Source organism: Candidatus Villigracilis affinis (assembly GCF_016705895.1).
GTDB lineage: Bacteria > Chloroflexota > Anaerolineae > Anaerolineales > Villigracilaceae > Villigracilis > Villigracilis affinis.
In genome coordinates this window covers 215,049-232,259 of sequence record NZ_JADJKT010000039.1, presented here as the reverse complement: position 1 = coordinate 232,259, position 17,211 = coordinate 215,049, and the positions used below count along the sequence as shown (strand labels likewise).

The window sequence follows — 17,211 nt, the reverse complement described above, 5'->3', positions numbered from 1 at the left end:
TTTATTGGTATCAAGCCCGTCGAATACTTTATGAAACGTTGGAAACAGATTCTCTTTAGAGCGTTTATATTTGCCTGCCTTGCTGTGCTGTTCGGGCCTTTTCTCGTGCCTGTGCCAGAGTTGGGCGATTTGGTAACTGAAAAAGAATTCGCCGACCCTGACAGCAAATTCATTGAAGTGAACGATGTCACGGTACATTACAAAGAAATGGGTGAGGGCGAAACCACCTTCATCCTTTTGCATGGATTTGGGTCAAGCGTGTTTTCGTGGCGCGAGGTGATGGATGATTTCTCGAAGCATGGTCGCGTCATCGCGTATGACCGCCCCGCCTTCGGATTGACCGAACGCCCGATGCCTGAAACGTGGAAGGAAAATCCGTACGGTATGGGTGCCAATGTGGAATTGCTGCGCGGTTTAATGGATGCGTTGAAAATTGAAAAAGCCGTGTTGGTCGGCAATTCGGCAGGCGGCGGGGTCTCGGTGGCATTTGCGCTGACCTACCCCGAGCGCGTGAAAAAACTTATTTTGGTGGACCCTGGCGTGGGCGGCGGGTATGGTCCGCAGTTTCCTGCGTGGGCTCTGCCCATCATGTGGACTCCGCAAATGCGTCATCTCGGTCCGTTGATGATGCGCGATTATCAAGAAACGCTTCCGAACACGATCGCGCGTGAATGGGCCAATGAAGCCAATCTCAGCGCAGAGGTCAAGCAGGAATATTTGAGCGCGCTTCAAATAAAGAACTGGGATCGTGCGTTTTACGAATTGACCTTCGCTCCTGCCTACCCGGAACTGCGGCCTTTGCTGCCGAATTTGACCGTGGATACCTTTATCATCGCTGGCGCAGATGACCGCCTGATCCGCTCGTGGTATTTTGAAGCGATCTCGCAGGAGACCCCCGCGCCGCTCGTGTTATTATCCCAATGTGGGCATGTTCCGCACGAGGAATGCCCCGAGCGATTTATGCAGGAAGTTATAAATTTTTTGGAGCTTTAACTACTTTGCGAATGATGCAAAGTGATTCTGTACGGAAAGTGTGAAAGAACAATGTTGCTCAACATCATTACCCCAGGCGAATTTGCGCCTGATTTTGAACTCGAAGATATTCACGGGACTTCGGTCCGCCTCTCCAGCTTTCGCGGTAACAAACCTGTTGTACTTGCATTTTTGCGCGGCTTTATGTGACCGTATTGCCGCGCGCAGTTGGCGCGTATGCGTGATCATTATTCCGATTTCGTAAAGCGTGGTGTGGCGGTCGTTGCCATTGGCCCCGATGGGTTGGATTCCTTTCAACGCTATTGGCAGAATGAAAGCCTTCCTTATATCGGCCTGCCCGACCCCGATCATCGGGTGGCGAAGATGTATCGTCAGGAAGTGAATCTTTTCAAACTGGGTCGCATGCCTTTGAATTGCGTGGTCGATCTCGATGGGCGTATTCGCTATGTTCATTACAGTTCCAACATGGCCGACATTCCCGATAACGAAACTTTCCTCAACGTAATAGATAAACTAAACGAATCATCCAGGTAGTATGACTCTTGGACGAATTGCCTTCCTTGGCTCAGGTGAGACTTCCCTTGCGGGTGGCCGCATCTTTGAGACACTTGCCCGCCTCATCCCCGACCCGTTGCGGGTTGCCATTCTGGAAACGCCAGCTGGCTTTGAGTTAAATGCCTCCCTCGTTGCCAATCGCGTGGCGGATTTCCTGAAGACCCGTCTGCAAAATTACAAACCTGTTGTTGACCTGATTCCCGCTCGCAAGCAAGGTACCGAATTCAGCCCTGATAATCCAGAGATCCTGAAGCCACTGCTACAAGCCAATCTCATTTTTATGGGACCTGGCTCGCCCACGTACACGGTTCGTCAATTGCAGGGTACGCTCGCATGGGATATCATCCGCACGCGGCATAGATTGGGAGCAACGTTAGTCTTTGCCTCCGCTGCGACCATTTCTGTTGGCGCGTGGGCCTTACCTGTCTATGAAATTTACAAAGTAGGCGAGGATGTCCACGCGAAAGAAGGCTTGAATCTATTCTCCGACTTTGGCATGAACGTTTCCTTCGTTCCGCATTGGAATAACGCCGAAGGCGGCATTGATCTTGATACCAGTCGTTGTTTTATGGGGCTGGAGCGTTTCGAACAATGGCATAAACTGCTCCCTCATGAAAATATTATCATTGGTTTGGATGAACACTCAGGCGTCATCATGGATTGCGCGCAAGGTACATGCGACGTGCATGGTGTCAGTTCTGTGACGGTGATGAAAAACAAAAGCATGGAAATATACCCTACGGGCGCAAGTTTTTCATTGAATGAATTAGGTACCTGTACTATACCTGATCCTCTTGAAAAAGGCATCCGCCCTGAAGTGTGGGAGATGGTGAACAATGCCTCAGCAGAAGATGGCCCCTCGGAAGAAGTTCTGGCCTTGCTCGAACTTCGCAAGCAGGCCCGCGCCGAAAAGAATTTCGCCGAGTCTGATCGCCTGCGCGACCAGATCTCATCACAAGGCTGGGTGGTGCAAGACAGCAAAGAGGGACAAAAGCTGGTAAAAGGATAAATCCTTCTTCTGATTTTATAGAAAAGAGTTGCCATCATTTGATGGCAACTCTTTTCTATTTTTGTTGTTTGTAGAAGTGCGATGTGTTCTTAATGGTTTCTGCCGTATCCGTTGCCTCTACCGCCTTGACTTTGTCCATTCCCACCCTGTTGGGTGCTGTTGAAAGCGTTGAGGTGATTGTACGAAGCGCTCATCAGGTTGTTGTAAACTAGTTGAATATCAGCGTTATCGGTTTTTGCAAGGCGGGTTTGCAGGTCGGCGATGTCTACCTGCTCGATGGTCGCGCCGACTTTGAGCGCATCCGCCAGTGAAACTGAACCCTGCGCGATCAGTTGGTTGTACAAAGCCTGCAGGTTGGGATCTGTAAATTGACCGGGAGCCAGCGCAGGGTCAGTCAGACCGTAGCGATCCAACAGAAGTTTGATCTGATCCATGTGAGTCTGTTCGCTGGCCGCGATATTCTGAAAGACGGGTTGTCCCCACAGCGCGAACATCTGGTTGTATACATCGCGCGCAAGTTTTTCCTCTTCGCGCATGAACAACAGCGCTGCGGCTTCTTCTGCGCTCAGATCTGAGGCTGGGATCGCGGTGATCTGCACGCCGCCTCCATTGCCTCCGTTTCCACCATTGCCATTGCCGCCATACAAAGCGGATGATGTGGAAGTTGCTGCGGCTGGTAATGCGAATGCGCTATAAGCACCTGCGCCGATGGCGATGACGAGAAACGCTGCGAGGACGCCGATCAAAATGTTTTTGAGATTGTTGAACATGATTGTCTCCTTATGTTTTCATGTGAGTCACACGTTTTGTGTGGCGTTTTATTTTTTACGACACCCACATGATAGGTCTTCAATATAAAGAGACTGTAAAAGATATTTCAAGATTCCAACAAGGAAAACGATGTAAACAAAAAAAGGCACAGGAGGTTTTCCTGTGCCTTTTGGATCAGTTTTTTTATCTTTCCACTTCGAGCCCGGTGCGCATCCATGCGCCTGTGCCGCCGAGGACGTTGTAAACAGTCTTGAATCCTTTTTGACCAAGCAGGGCCGCCGCCGATTGACTCCGATTCCCGCTCGCACAGATAACAGCCACAGGCTGCTCGGGATCAAGCTCGGTCAGACGCGCTGAGAGCTGGCCCAGCGGAATCAGCATTGCGCCAGGGACGTGACCCTGTTTGAATTCCCACGGCTCGCGCACATCCACAACCTTGGGACAATCTCCATTTGAGCATGTCTGAAGCAGTTGATGTAGTTCTGTTGGCTCAATGTCTTTGATATCTCCAGCAGCGATGGGAAGCCCCATTTCCTCCCAAACATCCAAACCTTCTGCGAGATAGCCAACCACGTTCTCATACCCAACGCGCGCGAGGCTGTAAACAACCTGTTCGTATTGGCTGGCGTCTTCCAATAAAAGGATCATCGGAACATCGGGCGGGAAAACGAACCCGATGCGATTGCTCAATTGTGCATCCGCTTCCATGTGAACGGAGCCGGGGACATGCGCTTTGACATAATCTGCCTTGGGGCGGGTATCCAGCAGTCCTGCGCCGCGCTGAAAATGGGGAATGGCTTCACGGATGCTTAATGGATGGTTTTCAACTGTCCCTAATGGTTTTGCGCCTTTGCGATTCATCGCCTTGATCCTTGTGTGGTTGCCGGGTTGTTCGGGCAGGTCACTGGTTGCGAATTCGATAAATTCAGATTTGTCACGAGGAGCAAGTGCGGGATTGTATTTTCTTTCAAAGCCGAGCGTTGTGGAGCGCATTGCGCCGATGGATTTTCCGCACAGTGAACCCGCGCCATGCCCGGGGTAGATCAACAGACTGTCATTTAAAGGCAAAATTTTATGGTTAATGCTTTCGTGCATGTCGCCCGCGAGCCCACGTGCGGCTTCCATGCCAACCAGATCGGGGCGCCCGATATCGCCAACGAACAGCGTATCTCCGGTCAACGCCAGCCAGGGTTCCTCTGCACGAGTAGTGTCAGCGACAAGCAGAGTGATGCTTTCGGGAGTGTGACCCGGGGTGTGTAAAACATGCAATCGAATATTTCCCAACTCGATCACATCGTTATGTTTTAATACCTTATGTGAGAATTCTGCGCCGCTGTTTTCGTGCAGATAAATTTCCGCGCCGGTATGTGCGGCAAGTTCGGAATTCCCCGAAACGTGGTCGGCATGCAAGTGTGTCTCGATGATATGGGTGATCTTTAGCCCGCGGCCCTGCGCAGTTTCAAGGTATTTCTGCACATCGCGATCTGGGTCAATGACTGCTGCGATGCCTTTTGCTTCGCAGCCCACCAAATAGGATGCGCATCCCAAGCCTTCTACAAAAAATTGCTGTGTGAACATGATAATCTCTCCTACATCTAATAGTCTCAATGGGAAATTTCTAATGAAGTTATCTGCATTGTACAACGTTTTGATGCAAGTACCATGAAAAAGTTGCAAAAATGACATTGGTTGTTTGGAGTTTTGGAAATGTGCGTTTCAGTCATGGATTCAGGCGTTTCGCGTCTGATGCATGCCCATTTCATTTCTGCGATAAAATACTCCAGTAGGAAATCATAAGGAGTTTGGAATCATGCGCGCCGTAGACATTATCATCAAAAAACGTGACAAACAGGAATTGACCTCGCAGGAGATCGATTTTTTCATTCAGGGATTTGTCAGTGGGGATATTCCCGATTATCAGGCTTCCTCCTTTGCAATGGCCATTTTATTGAACGGGATGACGCCCTTCGAAACCGCCGACCTTACGCTGGCAATGGCGAGATCGGGGCAGGTGCTCGACCTTTCCAAGGTGGTGGATATTGCCGTGGACAAACATTCCTCGGGCGGGGTGGGCGATAAGACCAGCATTTCGGTCATGCCGATGGTAGCCGCATGCGGATTGCCCGTTGGCAAAATGTCTGGCCGCGGACTTGGATTCAGCGGCGGTACGCTAGACAAGCTCGAAGCCATCCCTGGTTATCGTGTCAACCTGACAACCGATGAATTCAAGCAGCAATTAAAAGAAAAGGGAATCGTGCTTACGGGTCAATCCCTCGACCTTGCACCTGCGGATGGGAAAATGTACGCCCTGCGCGATGTGACCGGCACGGTCCCTTCCATGCCGTTGATCGCGTCATCGATCATGAGCAAAAAGATCGCAGCAGGTGCACAGGCGATCGTTTTGGATGTGAAAACAGGCCTTGGCGCGTTCATGCAAACCCTCGAAGATGCGCACACTCTCGCCGAATTGATGGTGGATATTGGCCGCCTTGCGGGTCGTAAAACGGTTGCGCTGATCTCAGACATGAATCAACCGCTGGGCTCTGCGGTGGGTAATGCGCTCGAAACGATCGAAGCCATTGAGCTACTCCGCGGGCGTGCCCCGCATGATTATTATGAACACTGTCTGCATGTTACTGCGCATGTGCTGGTTTTAGGTCAGCGCGCAAAGGATTTGGACGAAGGCCGCGCGATGGCCGAGAAATCCATCACAGATGGTAGTGCATTGGAGAAATTCCGCGTGCTGGTTCAGGCACAGGGCGGTGATGTTTCGTATGTGGACGACATTTCCAAATTCGAGCAGGCAAAATACGTCGAGGTGGTGAATGCCCCTCGAAGCGGATTCATTTCACAGGTCCACGCCAGACTCGTAGGCGAGGCCTCAGTACTGCTTGGGGCGGGACGATCCAAAAAGACCGATCCCATCGACCATGCGGTCGGCTTCCTTATCCACAAAAAAGTGGGGGATCGCGTGGAGGCAGGCGAGCCTTTATTTGAGATCCATGCGAATGATGAGGCAAAATTGGCCGAAGCACGCAAGGCCGTGCTTGCGGCGCATGCGTTTAGTGATGAATTTGTATCGCCATTGCCGCTGTTTTACGGGTAAAATAGCGTATAGCCTTGCGAATTATCTGCGAATCAGGCATACTTAAACTGTAATGCTATCTGGCAGTTTACCCAAAAACTTTGAATATCATAAAAACAGGCAATAAACTAGGAAAACGGTAATGGCAAAAGTTTCTTTGAGAATCTACAACCGCGAAATCGAAGGGCTCATTGATCAAGCTCACATCAATGAAGCCATAGCACATTGCCACCATATCTTAAAAACCTTCCCCAAACATCTTGCAACCTATCGTCTGCTTGGCAAGGCCTATCTTGAATTAAAACGCTATAACGATGCGATTGATATTTTCAGCCGCATTTTGATGTCGGTTCCCGATGATTTTGTTGCGCATGTAGGCATGAGCATCATCCGTGATGAAGAAAACAAACTCGATGACGCCATCTGGCACATGCAGCGCGCTTTCGAAGCGCAGCCTTCCAATTCAGCCATTCAAGGCGAGTTGCAAAGACTTTATGGCCGCCGTGACGGCATGGAGCCGCCCAAGATCCGTATGACGCGCGGCGCACTTGCCCACATGTACGTGCAGGGCGAGTTATATCCACAGGCGATTGCCGAAATTCGCGCTGTACTTGCGCAGGAACCTGACCGTACCGATATGCAGGTATTGCTGGCGCGCGCTTATTTTCATGGCGGTCAAAAGGCAGATGCCTCCGATATGTGCATGCAGTTGCTGAAGCGTTATTTATATTGCTTCGATGCGAATTGCATCATGGTGGATTTGCTGCCTGCCACGGCCGGTGCGGTGGAAAGCACACAGGTGTATCGTATGCGTGTGGGGGAGTTGGATCCGTATACGGCTTTTGCCAAAGGCTCTGTTTTTCAAGCGAACGAAGTTCCCGATGCCTCCATTAACCTGGAGCGATTGGATTATAAAGACGAAGAACCGCCAGCCACTCAAAGTTGGGGATCATCTTCCCTGGGTCTCAGCTCTGGCGCTTCATCGGCCCCGATGCTTTCTTCATCCAACAGCGAGCCTGATTGGCTGAAACAGGGTTCGACGCAATCGTCAGATCAAGGCGCTTCCAGCGAAGGTATTCCAGATTTTCTCCGCGCCGCTGGCTGGGGAGAATCCACGAATCCCGAACAACCCTCCTCTTTTTTTGATGAAGAACCTGCCGGCGGTGACTTGACCCCTGCCGATATTCCTGACTGGTTGAAAGGTCAGGTGCCGACGAACGTTTCGCAGCCTACCGCGCCTCAGCCTGCTTCAGCGCAATCGATAGAAACTCCCGATTGGTTGAGTGGACTCGATTCTGGCTCTGGAGCCTCTTCTAAACCCGCGGACATCCCTGATTGGTTAAGCGGACTTGGTACTGCAGGAGCTGTTGCTGCCGCCGCTTCAACACAACCCGAACCCACTCCTGCACAGCCGGGCAATGTCCCTGATTGGCTGAGCGGACTTGGAGATGCCGAGACAACCCCTGAACCTGTCAGTTCCATTCCACCTGCACAACCGGGCAACGTCCCTGATTGGCTAAGTGGACTTGGCGATGTGGAAACAACCCCTGAACCTGTCAGTTCCATTCCACCCGCACAACCGGGCAATGTCCCCGATTGGTTGAGTGGACTTGGCGATTCTGATTCATCCACCTCTGCCAAGCCTGCACAAACCGATGATGTCTCAGATTGGTTAAGCGGACTCGATGCTCCCAGCACCCCTGCCGCTTCTGCTCCCGCTTCACCCGCACAACCTTCTTCCGATGTCCCTGAATGGCTAAGCGGGCTTGGCGATGCAGAAACCGCAGACTCCATACAATCGGATGATGTCTCCGATTGGTTGAGTGGACTCGATGCTCCCAAAGCCGCTACACCCGCGCCTGCCCCGTCAGGTGATGTTCCTGATTGGCTGCGCGATATTGACGATTCTCAAACTCCAAGCGGCAATGGCCCTGATTCGTTATTTGCAAGTTCCCAGCCGATCGAATCTACACAATCGGATGTCCCTGAGTGGATGAGTGGATTAGGCGAGGCAGGACAGCCCGCTACTTCACAATCCAGTGATTTGCCTGCGTGGATGTCCGGTGTTCCTGATGCCCCGTCTGATGAAACTGCTCAAACGGGCGAAACCTCCGAATGGGTGCACAGTGTGGATGCGCCATCCTCCGCTCCTTCTATTGAAAGCCTCGGCTCGACCGCGCAAGAGCAGGATGATGCCGTGGCATGGCTTGAGTCCCTCGCGGCCAAGCACGGAGCCAAACCCGAAGAATTGGTCACCGACCCGAACAAGCGCAGCGAAACCCCGCCCGAATGGGTCTCGCAGGCTCAGAATATCGAACAGCAAGTTCCCGTCGCTCAAACTCCTGCTCCTGTTGAAAGCCTCGGCTCGACCGCCCAAGAGCAGGACGATGCCGTAGCATGGCTTGAGTCCCTCGCGGCCAAGCACGGAGCCAAGCCCGAAGAATTGGTCACCGACCCGAATAAGCGCAGTGAGATCCCGCCCGAATGGGTCTCGCAGGCTCAAAATATCGAACAGCAAGTTCCCATCGCTCAGACTCCAGCTCCTTCTGTGGAAAGCCTCGGCTCGACCGCCCAAGAGCAGGATGATGCCGTGGCATGGCTCGAGTCCCTTGCAGCCAAGCACGGAGCCAAACCCGAAGAATTGGTCACGGACCCGAATAAGCGCAGCGAAACCCCACCCGAATGGGTCTCACAGGCGACGAATATCGAACAACAAACTCCCGTCGCTCAGACTCCAGCTCCTTCTATTGAAAGCCTCGGCTCGACCGCCCAAGAGCAGGACGATGCCGTAGCATGGCTTGAGTCCCTCGCGGCCAAACACGGGGCCAAACCCGAAGAATTGGTCACCGACCCGAACAAACGCGGTGAAACCCCGCCCGATTGGGTCTCGCAAGCGCAATCCATTGGTGAAGCGCAGGCTTCGCAAAAGGCTGAAGAAGAAAAGCCTGTTCAATCGGAGGCTGTTGAAAACGCACTCAATATCGGCGAACAGCTTTTCGCTGAATTTGAAAATGCTTCCAAGGGTATTCCCTCGTCCGCAGGCGCTGGTGAGGAAACCGAGGCGTGGCTTCGTAAATTCGAGGAGCAGGAAAATCAAGCCGAGTTTCCCCCACAGCCTGAGGCATTCGAGAAACAGGGCCAGCATCGCAATGACATTCCCGATTGGTTGAACGATACCCCGCAGTCTGGTACCGACAATCAATTCGATTTCTCCGATCAAAGTTCTGATGCGCAAAAATCAGAACTGCCCAGTTGGCTCAGCGGTGTTGAGGATGATTCCTTTACGCAAGGTGTCGCTGCCGAACAGAGTAAGCCTCAAAACGATCTTTCGAACTGGTTGAACAGCTTGGATAACGAGCCGGGTCTTCCGTTCGATGAAATGCCCACGCCAGATTCCATTTTGAATGCTTCCAAAGCCTCCTCAAGAAGGAAGCCTATGGATGATGAACCCGTGATGAAGAAGCCAGACCTGCCCGATTGGTTAAACAATGCGGATTCACAGGACGACGCAGTGCTCGAAGACGACTGGCAGAAGCCCATCGAAACTTCCGCTTCACGACCGACCGAGGAGCCTGTCACTGCCAACGAGACAGAGAATCTACCCGACTGGCTGCAGAGCATCGAAGACGAAGAATCTGCGATCGTGGATGAAGACTCGCCACGTTTGGCGGATCGTCCAGCTTCGCCCGCCGATTGGAAGCATGTCGAGGCGCAACAAACACCAGAACCGAAAAAGGAAGTACCTCCAGTGGAGACGCGTAAACCCTTTGTACCGCCCCCGGCTGAACCTCGCGTAGAGGCCCAGCCTCAAATGGAAAGACCCGTCGTTGAAGAACGACGCGCGCCGGAGAAACCGTCTGCGCCTTCCCGGAAGAAAGCCGGGTTGCCTGCGAAACAGCGCCAGGCTGAGGGGCAGGGAACTTCCGCTTCGCTTGGTCAGGCCAAGGCTGAGTTGGACCGGGGCGACATCCCCGCCGCGCTCGATCATTACCGCAAGCTTATCAAGAAGGGCAAGCATCTGGATGAGACGATCCGTGACCTGACCGAATCGATCTATCGTTATCCTGTTGAGGTTGGCATCTGGCAGACTCTGGGTGACGCCTATATGCGTGCCAATCGTTTGAAGGAAGCACTCGAAGCCTACAACAAGGCTGAAGAATTAATTCGCTGATCTGCTGAATCATTGATTCGCTGAATCGTTATACATTCTATTTGGAGGATTTTCTGTGGAAAGAACGCTCGTACTTGTTAAACCCGATGGTGTGCAACGCGGACTCATCGGCGAAGTGATTGCCCGTTTTGAACGTCGTGGGCTTCGGCTCGTTGCGGCAAAGTTCATTCAAGTCAGTACCTCGCTGGCTGAATCGCATTATGCCGAACATAAGGGCAAGCCTTTTTATGATGGTTTGATCCAATACATTACATCCGCGCCTGTCATGGCGATGGTTTGGGAAGGTTCGAATGCTGTGGCCGCTGTGCGCCAGACCGTCGGCTCGACCAAGCCCGCCGAATCTGCGCCAGGCACCATCCGCCACGATTATGCGCTCGAAGTTGGCCGCAATTTGATCCACGCTTCTGATAAGCCCGAAACCGGCGAACGCGAAGTTGCGCTCTGGTTCAAGAAGGAAGAGCTTGTGGATTGGAAACGTGCCGTCGATCAATGGATCTTTGAAAAATAAGCGATCGTAGCTGAAATAGAAAAATCCCGTTCAATTTTTGGTTGAACGGGATTTTTGTTATTGCAAGAGAATCTTCTATTTTATTGCAGGCGCAATAATACCTTTCCATCTTTCCACAATTCTTCAAGGTCATAAAATTCGCGCTGATCGGGGGAGAATAGGTGCACGACTACGTCACCGTAATCGATGACCACCCAGCCGTCGCTGGAGATGCCCTGTCTCTTCCCTTTCTTTTTATGGTCGGAATTAATGCTTTCGATGGTGGAATTGGCCAGCGCATCAAGCATGCGGTCACTGGTGCCGGTACACAGGACGAAATAGTCGGTAAAGGATACGATGTCTTTTAAGTCTATCAGGACGATGTCCTCTCCCTTTTTGTCTTCAAGGGAATTTACGATTTCACGAGCAAGTTCAAGTGCGTTCAGGGTTCACCTCATGGTTTGGATAATTGGACGGAAAATAATTTTGTGTAGACCGACCCACCGGGCTGCAGGTCGCTTTTGAAAAGATGGACGGTATCCATTCTGGCTGTGCCGATATTGCCAAGCTGGGTCGAATCCATTGCGGTTCGGATTTTTTGCAGTTCGGTCAGGCCAATGTTCTGTTTGGCGCGGCCGATGGTAAGATGCGGGGAGAAGGCTCGTTCCTCTTGCTGGTAACCCAGACGTGAGGCTCCCGTTTCAATGCTTTTTTGCAGGGAGGCCAGCTCTGCCGGGGCGTGGATCCCGATCCATAAAATGCGCGGCCGTCTTGAGGTCGGGAATGAGCCGAGTCCGCCAAGTTGCAGGTCAAACTGTTTGTGAGATTCCGCTTCACGAGTCAGCAGCTGCTTGAGAAAGTCAATATGTGAGACGGCGATGTCTCCAATGAACTTCAAGGTCAGATGCATATTTTGGGTGGGAACCCAGCGGACGATGTCATTCCCCAATGTTTGGCGCAGTCGGGCGGTTTGTCTTTCAATGGCGTCCAGTGTACTTGCAGGAAACTCAATGGCAATGAAGGCGCGCAAAAGACTCATGCGATGATTTTATGCCTTCTGTAATACCTGTTCGACGGCCTGCTTGAGCTCGAGGAACCCAACAGGCTTGGTGAGGTACAAGGATGCGCCCGCTTCAAGGCCGGTCTTGATGTCACTGGGCATGCTTTTGGCGGAAATGACAATTACCGGGATGGAGACCAGGTCGGGTTCACGGCGCATGTAGCGCAGGACTTCGAGGCCGGAGATATCGGGCATCATGATATCCAGGATGATGACATCGGGTTTTTCCTGTATGATCATTGGGATGGCGGGCGCGCTGGAGAACATTTTCATTACGCGGAAGCCGTTTACACGCATCATTTCACCAAATAATTCGGCGGCTTCGGGTTCATCTTCGATGATCATAACTGTTTTCTGCAGAGTGGTCATTTTGTACCTCATTACTAAAATAGCATAAACTGCATGAATTGGCAAGGGCGACCCCGGCGTTGGAAATGCTTTCGTAAGAATCCAACCCACATGCCAGTCTATTGAGCATAATATTACTGGAGGAACAAAATGACAGAGTTGGAAGCATTTCGCGCGGAGAAGGATGATTTTTTTGGCAGCCATCCGCAAAGCCCGCTGACACGCGAGCAGAAGAAGGATTTTAATGGATTGAACTATTTCCCTGAGAATGAGTCCCTGCGCCTTGAGGTAAAGGTGGATGAATTCCCCGTGAAGACGAGTTTTGAGATGCAAACCTCGACGGGCGGCGTTCAAACCTATGAGCGGTTTGGCAAGTTCAGTTTTGTAGTGGATGGCGTGCAGGCGGAATTGACGATTTACCAGAGCCAGCATGGATTCTTCCTGCCCTTTGTGGATTCGCTGGCGGGCACTGAAACCTACCCTGCGGGGCGTTATCTTGAGCCTGAGGCCCTGCCTGGCGGGCGCTTTATCGTGGACTTTAATGTGGCGTACAATCCTTATTGTGCCTACAACGAGATGTGGTCCTGCCCGATCACGCCTGCCGAGAATCGATTAAAGGTGGCTGTTCGTGCGGGTGAGAAATTATTCCACGAATAAGCTGACTGGACAATAAAAAGCGACGGGAAATCAAATTTCCCGTCGCTTTTTATTTTGTGTTTTCTAGAATGGCCAGCAGTGCTTCGTATTCTTCGTTGCAGTCCGGGCACATGTCGAGGTGTTCGCGAATGAGTGGGGTGATCTTGTCTGCGTCTTTCGACTGCACTTCCGTTTCAACGAACTCGTCGAGACGGGCATACGTTTCACTACAGGTCAATTCCTCAGCGCGGATGTTTTCCAGAACCTGCAGGAATTTGATGACAACCTCATCCTGTAGTTGTTCCCTTGGTTTGAAGATGCTTTGAATGATATGTTTGATATTCATGCTTCCAGTTTGACGATTAATCTAATCTTAATCTTACTTTTGTTCAAAGGCTGTTAGCAGATCCTGGGGAGTGATATCTTCGAGGGCGAGACGTTTTTTCAGGCGCAGGCGGGCATCGTGCAGGAGCTTGTACAGCGCGTTGCGGTTGGTCTTCATCCGCTTTGCGGCATCTTCCATGGGCATATCCTGCAAGCCAAGCAATACCAGCGCTTCACGCTGCTTGGGTGTAAGTTCCTCTTCCAGAATGCGGCGGACACGTACGAGCATGTCTGATCGCTCTGACGAGGTTTCGGGAGATGCCTGGGGATCAGCGAGCAGGCCAGGGGGCGGGGGAGCGTCTTCGTTTTCAGTCAACTCATCGAGGGAGGCATCGCGCCAACGCTTTCGGCGCAATTCGGTCAACGCAATGCGGATGGCGATTTTGTGAACCCAGGTGGTGAAAAGGCTGCGGCCTTCGAAGGTGTCCAGTTGGTCGAGCACGCGCAGGAGGGTTTCCTGCGTCACTTCTTCCACAAGCGGTTGGAAAAGGGGATTGTCCGAGGAAAGCCAGCGGGAGAGGGCATACGGCAGGCCTTTTTGAATGACATCGCGCAGGTCATTCAATGCCTCCGCGTGTGCCAGCCCGGTAGTCCGTAGATCTGCAAGCCAGATTTCATTGGTACGTGTGGTCATGATGTTTGATTATAAGAGAAAACTGACTTGTAAACGGGGATTCTTATAAAAGTTTGAGACTTTTTGATAGTTGCCCAAAAAACGAACTCACCCGATATTTCGCAGGTGAGTTCGTTTTTAACCATTTTGTGGGAATTTACTTGATTCCTGCGACCTTCAATCCGTCTTGCAAGATGCCCTGCACCTTGTCTTTGTGTCTGGTTTCGCAGTATACGCGCAGGATGGGTTCGGTTCCGCTGAAGCGGATCAACATCCAGCCGCCGTCTTCGAGCTTGAATTGGAAGCCATCTACGGTGACGAGTTCGGTGACTTTCAAACCGCCGAGAGTCTTGGGGTTGTTATCCATGATGATCTTCTTGCGCGCATCGGGATCGCCGCTGAAGGGACTATCCACACGGTCGTAGAAATATTCGCCGCCGACTTTCGCGAACAGGTCTTTCAGGAGTTCGGTCGGCTTCTTGCCGGTCTTGACCATGAAATCGAGCATGTACAACCCAGCCAGGATGCCATCACGCTCGGGCACGTTTCCGCGGAAGGCGTAGCCGCCGCTCTCTTCGCCGCCGATCAGGGCATTGGTCTCGGTCATCTTCGGCGCGACGAATTTGAAACCCACTCCCGTTTCGTGGACGGGAACGCCGTACAGTTCGCCCAGCTTATTCAACATGCCCGTTGTGGACAGGGTCTTGACGATGTCACCGCGTTCGCCGCGGACTTCGAGCAAGTAGTAGGCGAGCAGGGCATAGACGCGCAATTGGTTGATGAATTCGCCGTTCTCGTCGCCAATGCCGCAGCGGTCAGCATCACCATCTGTGATGAGCAGTACATCGGCTTTGTTATCAACAGTGGCTTTCAGGCCCACGTCAATGTTTGGCTGAATAGGTTCGGGGCGCTTCATCTCTGGGAAGGAGGGATTGCGTTCGTTGTGAATTTCGATGACCTTGGTCTTTCCACCCGCCAGCAGGCGTGGGAACCAGCCAGCGCCGTTGCCCCACATGGTGTCGACCATCACGGTCAGACCCGCGTCTTTGATTGGCTGCAGATCGATTAAACCGTCACGGGTAAGGTGTTCAATGTACGGAGTGGCCGCATCGAATTTGACGATCTCGCCAGCGGCAACGGCTTCCTTATAATCCTTGCGTTTGACATCTTTCAAGTCATCGGGGATGGAGGCTTCGATAAGTTTCAATCCTTCGGGGTCGATCGCGCCGCCCGTATCATTGCGGACCTTGAATCCGTTATCTGTCGGCGGGTTGTGGCTGGCGGTAATGTTGACCGCACCAGCGGCCTTTTTATCGAGTACAGCATAAGCAATGACCGGGGTGGGTGTGGCTTCCTCAGTCAGGTAAACCTTCAATTCGTTCCCTGCCAATACCTCTGCGACTGCCGCCGCAAAATGCTCACTGCTGAATCTCTTGTCGTGGCCCACAATGACCCACTGTCCCTTTTTACCGACCGAGAGCATGTACGTTGCAAATCCCTGCGCACAGCGGCGCACGTTGTCGAAGGTGTAATCCTCTGCGATCACCCCGCGCCAACCATCGGTACCGAATTTTATTTTGAACATTGGACTACTCCTTTGATTGAAATAAATTATGTTGTGACTTCGATAAACTTTATCGGCTGCCTAAAAACTCAAAGATCCCGAGCACTTCTCTGATCCTGACTGTGGGAAGGGCGATCAATATGCTTGCCAAAACAGAGAAAATAAATAATACAACAGCCAAAATTAAATATCCTCGGCTTGATTTCGTCAGCAGGGAACCCTGCACGAATTGCATCGCGGCAAGCAGGAGCAGCCCGGGCATGAAATCGAAACTGAAACGCATGGCTGTGAAGTAATACAGGAGAATTATAACCAATGAAATGAGAGATGCCCCGCCCAAAGCGATGACCAGCCATTTTTCGCGCGGATTTTCGTTTTGCGCGCGCAGACGGAAAAGACGGGCCAGCGGTATCAACAGGAACAAAAGATAGGGAGAAGTATAGGGCAGGCCCGCGAGCCTGTCATTCGAGACGATATTTTCCACGGTGCTGATATACGGAAATTCTGCCTGAATTTGATACGGGCGTAGGAAATAATTCAATAGGTTTTCCCATAAATAGCGGATGGAGAACAGATCGTCGAATTCGTTATAGTTCACACTGGCTAGTTGATATTTCAACCCGAATTCGAAAATGGAATCAAACCTGGCCCAGTTGTACCAGCACAGGCAAAGTGCCGCGATAAAAAGCGGAGTTCCCATGGCCCACAAAGCGGCCGTGACCTTTTTGTTTTGCAGCCAAATATAAACTAGAATCGTCGCCCCAAAAAAGATGACCGCAGGCAGGATAATGGTTCTCGTCCCCACCGCAAGCGCCCAATGCAGACTGGCAATGGCAAGTTTCCAGGAATCAAGCTGACCATCCCTGCTGATTGCGCTATATGCCCAATAACAACCGCCGATAAAAAAGAACTGACTGCCGACAATCGCCGCTTCATAAATTTTAGGATGACCGAGCATCAGAGTGGCTGGGCTGGCGAGTCCGATCGCCAGCAGGGCAAGTCCAATGGTCCACGTTGGTAGGTTGTGTGGGAATTTGCGCCAGAAACTCACAAAAATCAGCATCGAATAAATAAATAACCCAAACATGAACGGGAAAACAAGATGCTGGTCGCCGAGCCTGTTGAGCAGCCCAACGGGGAGTATGGTCAACAACACCGCTGGGACTGGCCCCCAATAAATATAGAATCTGCCATTGTAAAGAGAAACATCCCATGGAAAATCCTCCACGCCGCTCTCTTTTCGAAGCACATAATTGTATGGGTCGCTGAGCGAAAGCAATGCGGAAGATGGCTGTTCAAGCAAATGGAGCTGGCCCCGCTTAAACCCAAGCGCAAGCTGGGGATAATAGTTGGTTCCCGATCTTTCGAGGCTGGGGAAATTCAACCAGCCATAAACGAAAGCCACCATGACCGCTGCAAGCAATGCAAAAAGATACACTTGCATGGAGGATGTCAACTTGGTGGGTTTGTTCATTTAGGGTTGATGTGATTTTGCTCGTGGATTTGCGCTTCAATTCGAAACGCGAGCGGATTAT

At 51.7% G+C, this 17,211-nt stretch carries 16 protein-coding genes; 7 read left to right on the top strand and 9 right to left on the bottom strand.

Annotated elements, in window-relative coordinates; translation table 11 throughout:
* Window positions 1-30 precede the first annotated feature (30 nt).
* Genes IPI86_RS22410 through IPI86_RS22400 form a run of 3 tightly spaced genes read left to right on the top strand, consistent with a single transcriptional unit; the run spans window position 31 to window position 2,557 of the window.
* Window positions 31-993: an alpha/beta hydrolase gene (locus IPI86_RS22410; RefSeq protein ID WP_345300252.1), complete on the top strand. Its 963-nt coding sequence runs from the start codon at window positions 31-33 to the stop codon at window positions 991-993.
* Window positions 994-1,044: 51 nt separating this feature from the next.
* Window positions 1,045-1,527 (top strand): redoxin domain-containing protein, encoded by a 483-nt coding sequence (locus tag IPI86_RS22405; RefSeq protein ID WP_345300251.1) that lies wholly within the window; start codon window positions 1,045-1,047, stop codon window positions 1,525-1,527.
* Between the two features lies 1 nt (window position 1,528).
* Window positions 1,529-2,557, top strand: coding sequence for a cysteinyl-tRNA synthetase (locus tag IPI86_RS22400; protein ID WP_345300250.1), 1,029 nt, complete (start codon window positions 1,529-1,531; stop codon window positions 2,555-2,557).
* A gap of 89 nt (window positions 2,558-2,646) precedes the next feature.
* Here IPI86_RS22400 and IPI86_RS22395 read toward each other — a convergent pair whose 3' ends face one another.
* Both IPI86_RS22395 and IPI86_RS22390 read right to left on the bottom strand, forming a co-directional pair.
* Window positions 2,647-3,327, bottom strand: coding sequence for a DUF2202 domain-containing protein (locus tag IPI86_RS22395; protein ID WP_345300249.1), 681 nt, complete (start codon window positions 3,325-3,327; stop codon window positions 2,647-2,649).
* A 184-nt stretch (window positions 3,328-3,511) separates the two neighbouring features.
* Window positions 3,512-4,906, bottom strand: a complete 1,395-nt coding sequence (locus tag IPI86_RS22390) for an MBL fold metallo-hydrolase (RefSeq protein ID WP_345300248.1) — start codon at window positions 4,904-4,906, stop codon at window positions 3,512-3,514.
* A gap of 232 nt (window positions 4,907-5,138) precedes the next feature.
* Between IPI86_RS22390 and IPI86_RS22385 the strand changes: the two genes are divergently transcribed.
* The 3 genes from IPI86_RS22385 (at window position 5,139) to ndk (ending at window position 11,092) form a co-directional block, all read left to right on the top strand.
* A complete protein-coding gene (locus tag IPI86_RS22385) occupies window positions 5,139-6,434 on the top strand; it encodes a thymidine phosphorylase (protein ID WP_345300247.1) in 1,296 nt (431 codons plus the stop codon).
* 121 nt (window positions 6,435-6,555) lie between these two features.
* Entirely contained in the window at window positions 6,556-10,584 is a 4,029-nt protein-coding gene (locus IPI86_RS22380; protein ID WP_345300246.1) for a tetratricopeptide repeat protein, read from the top strand.
* A gap of 55 nt (window positions 10,585-10,639) precedes the next feature.
* Window positions 10,640-11,092 carry a nucleoside-diphosphate kinase gene (gene ndk / locus IPI86_RS22375; RefSeq protein WP_345300245.1) on the top strand — a complete coding sequence of 151 codons (453 nt, stop codon included), beginning with the start codon at window positions 10,640-10,642 and terminating at the stop codon, window positions 11,090-11,092.
* A gap of 80 nt (window positions 11,093-11,172) precedes the next feature.
* On the opposite strand, the gene rsfS is transcribed toward ndk, so the two are convergent.
* The 3 genes from rsfS to IPI86_RS22360 are packed head-to-tail and all read right to left on the bottom strand — an operon-like array spanning window position 11,173 to window position 12,500.
* On the bottom strand, window positions 11,173-11,490 hold the full coding sequence (gene rsfS, locus IPI86_RS22370; RefSeq protein WP_345300297.1) for a ribosome silencing factor: 318 nt from the start codon (window positions 11,488-11,490) through the stop codon (window positions 11,173-11,175).
* A gap of 35 nt (window positions 11,491-11,525) precedes the next feature.
* The gene (thpR, locus tag IPI86_RS22365) at window positions 11,526-12,110 is read right to left on the bottom strand and encodes an RNA 2',3'-cyclic phosphodiesterase (protein ID WP_345300244.1); all 585 of its coding nucleotides are present in this window, start codon (window positions 12,108-12,110) and stop codon (window positions 11,526-11,528) included.
* Window positions 12,111-12,119: 9 nt separating this feature from the next.
* A complete protein-coding gene (locus IPI86_RS22360; protein ID WP_345300243.1) occupies window positions 12,120-12,500 on the bottom strand; it encodes a response regulator in 381 nt (126 codons plus the stop codon).
* 129 nt (window positions 12,501-12,629) lie between these two features.
* On the opposite strand from IPI86_RS22360, the gene IPI86_RS22355 reads away from it, so the two are divergent.
* Window positions 12,630-13,136: a DUF1684 domain-containing protein gene (locus tag IPI86_RS22355; protein WP_345300242.1), complete on the top strand. Its 507-nt coding sequence runs from the start codon at window positions 12,630-12,632 to the stop codon at window positions 13,134-13,136.
* A gap of 49 nt (window positions 13,137-13,185) precedes the next feature.
* Here IPI86_RS22355 and IPI86_RS22350 read toward each other — a convergent pair whose 3' ends face one another.
* The 4 genes from IPI86_RS22350 to IPI86_RS22335 all read right to left on the bottom strand — a co-directional run bounded on the left by IPI86_RS22350 (window position 13,186) and on the right by IPI86_RS22335 (window position 17,150).
* Window positions 13,186-13,461, bottom strand: coding sequence for a hypothetical protein (locus IPI86_RS22350; RefSeq protein WP_345300241.1), 276 nt, complete (start codon window positions 13,459-13,461; stop codon window positions 13,186-13,188).
* A gap of 33 nt (window positions 13,462-13,494) precedes the next feature.
* Window positions 13,495-14,133, bottom strand: a complete 639-nt coding sequence (locus IPI86_RS22345; protein WP_345300240.1) for an RNA polymerase sigma factor — start codon at window positions 14,131-14,133, stop codon at window positions 13,495-13,497.
* Window positions 14,134-14,269: 136 nt separating this feature from the next.
* On the bottom strand, window positions 14,270-15,697 hold the full coding sequence (locus IPI86_RS22340; protein WP_345300239.1) for a phosphoglucomutase/phosphomannomutase family protein: 1,428 nt from the start codon (window positions 15,695-15,697) through the stop codon (window positions 14,270-14,272).
* A gap of 49 nt (window positions 15,698-15,746) precedes the next feature.
* The gene (locus IPI86_RS22335; protein WP_345300238.1) at window positions 15,747-17,150 is read right to left on the bottom strand and encodes a hypothetical protein; all 1,404 of its coding nucleotides are present in this window, start codon (window positions 17,148-17,150) and stop codon (window positions 15,747-15,749) included.
* Window positions 17,151-17,211: the final 61 nt, after the last annotated feature.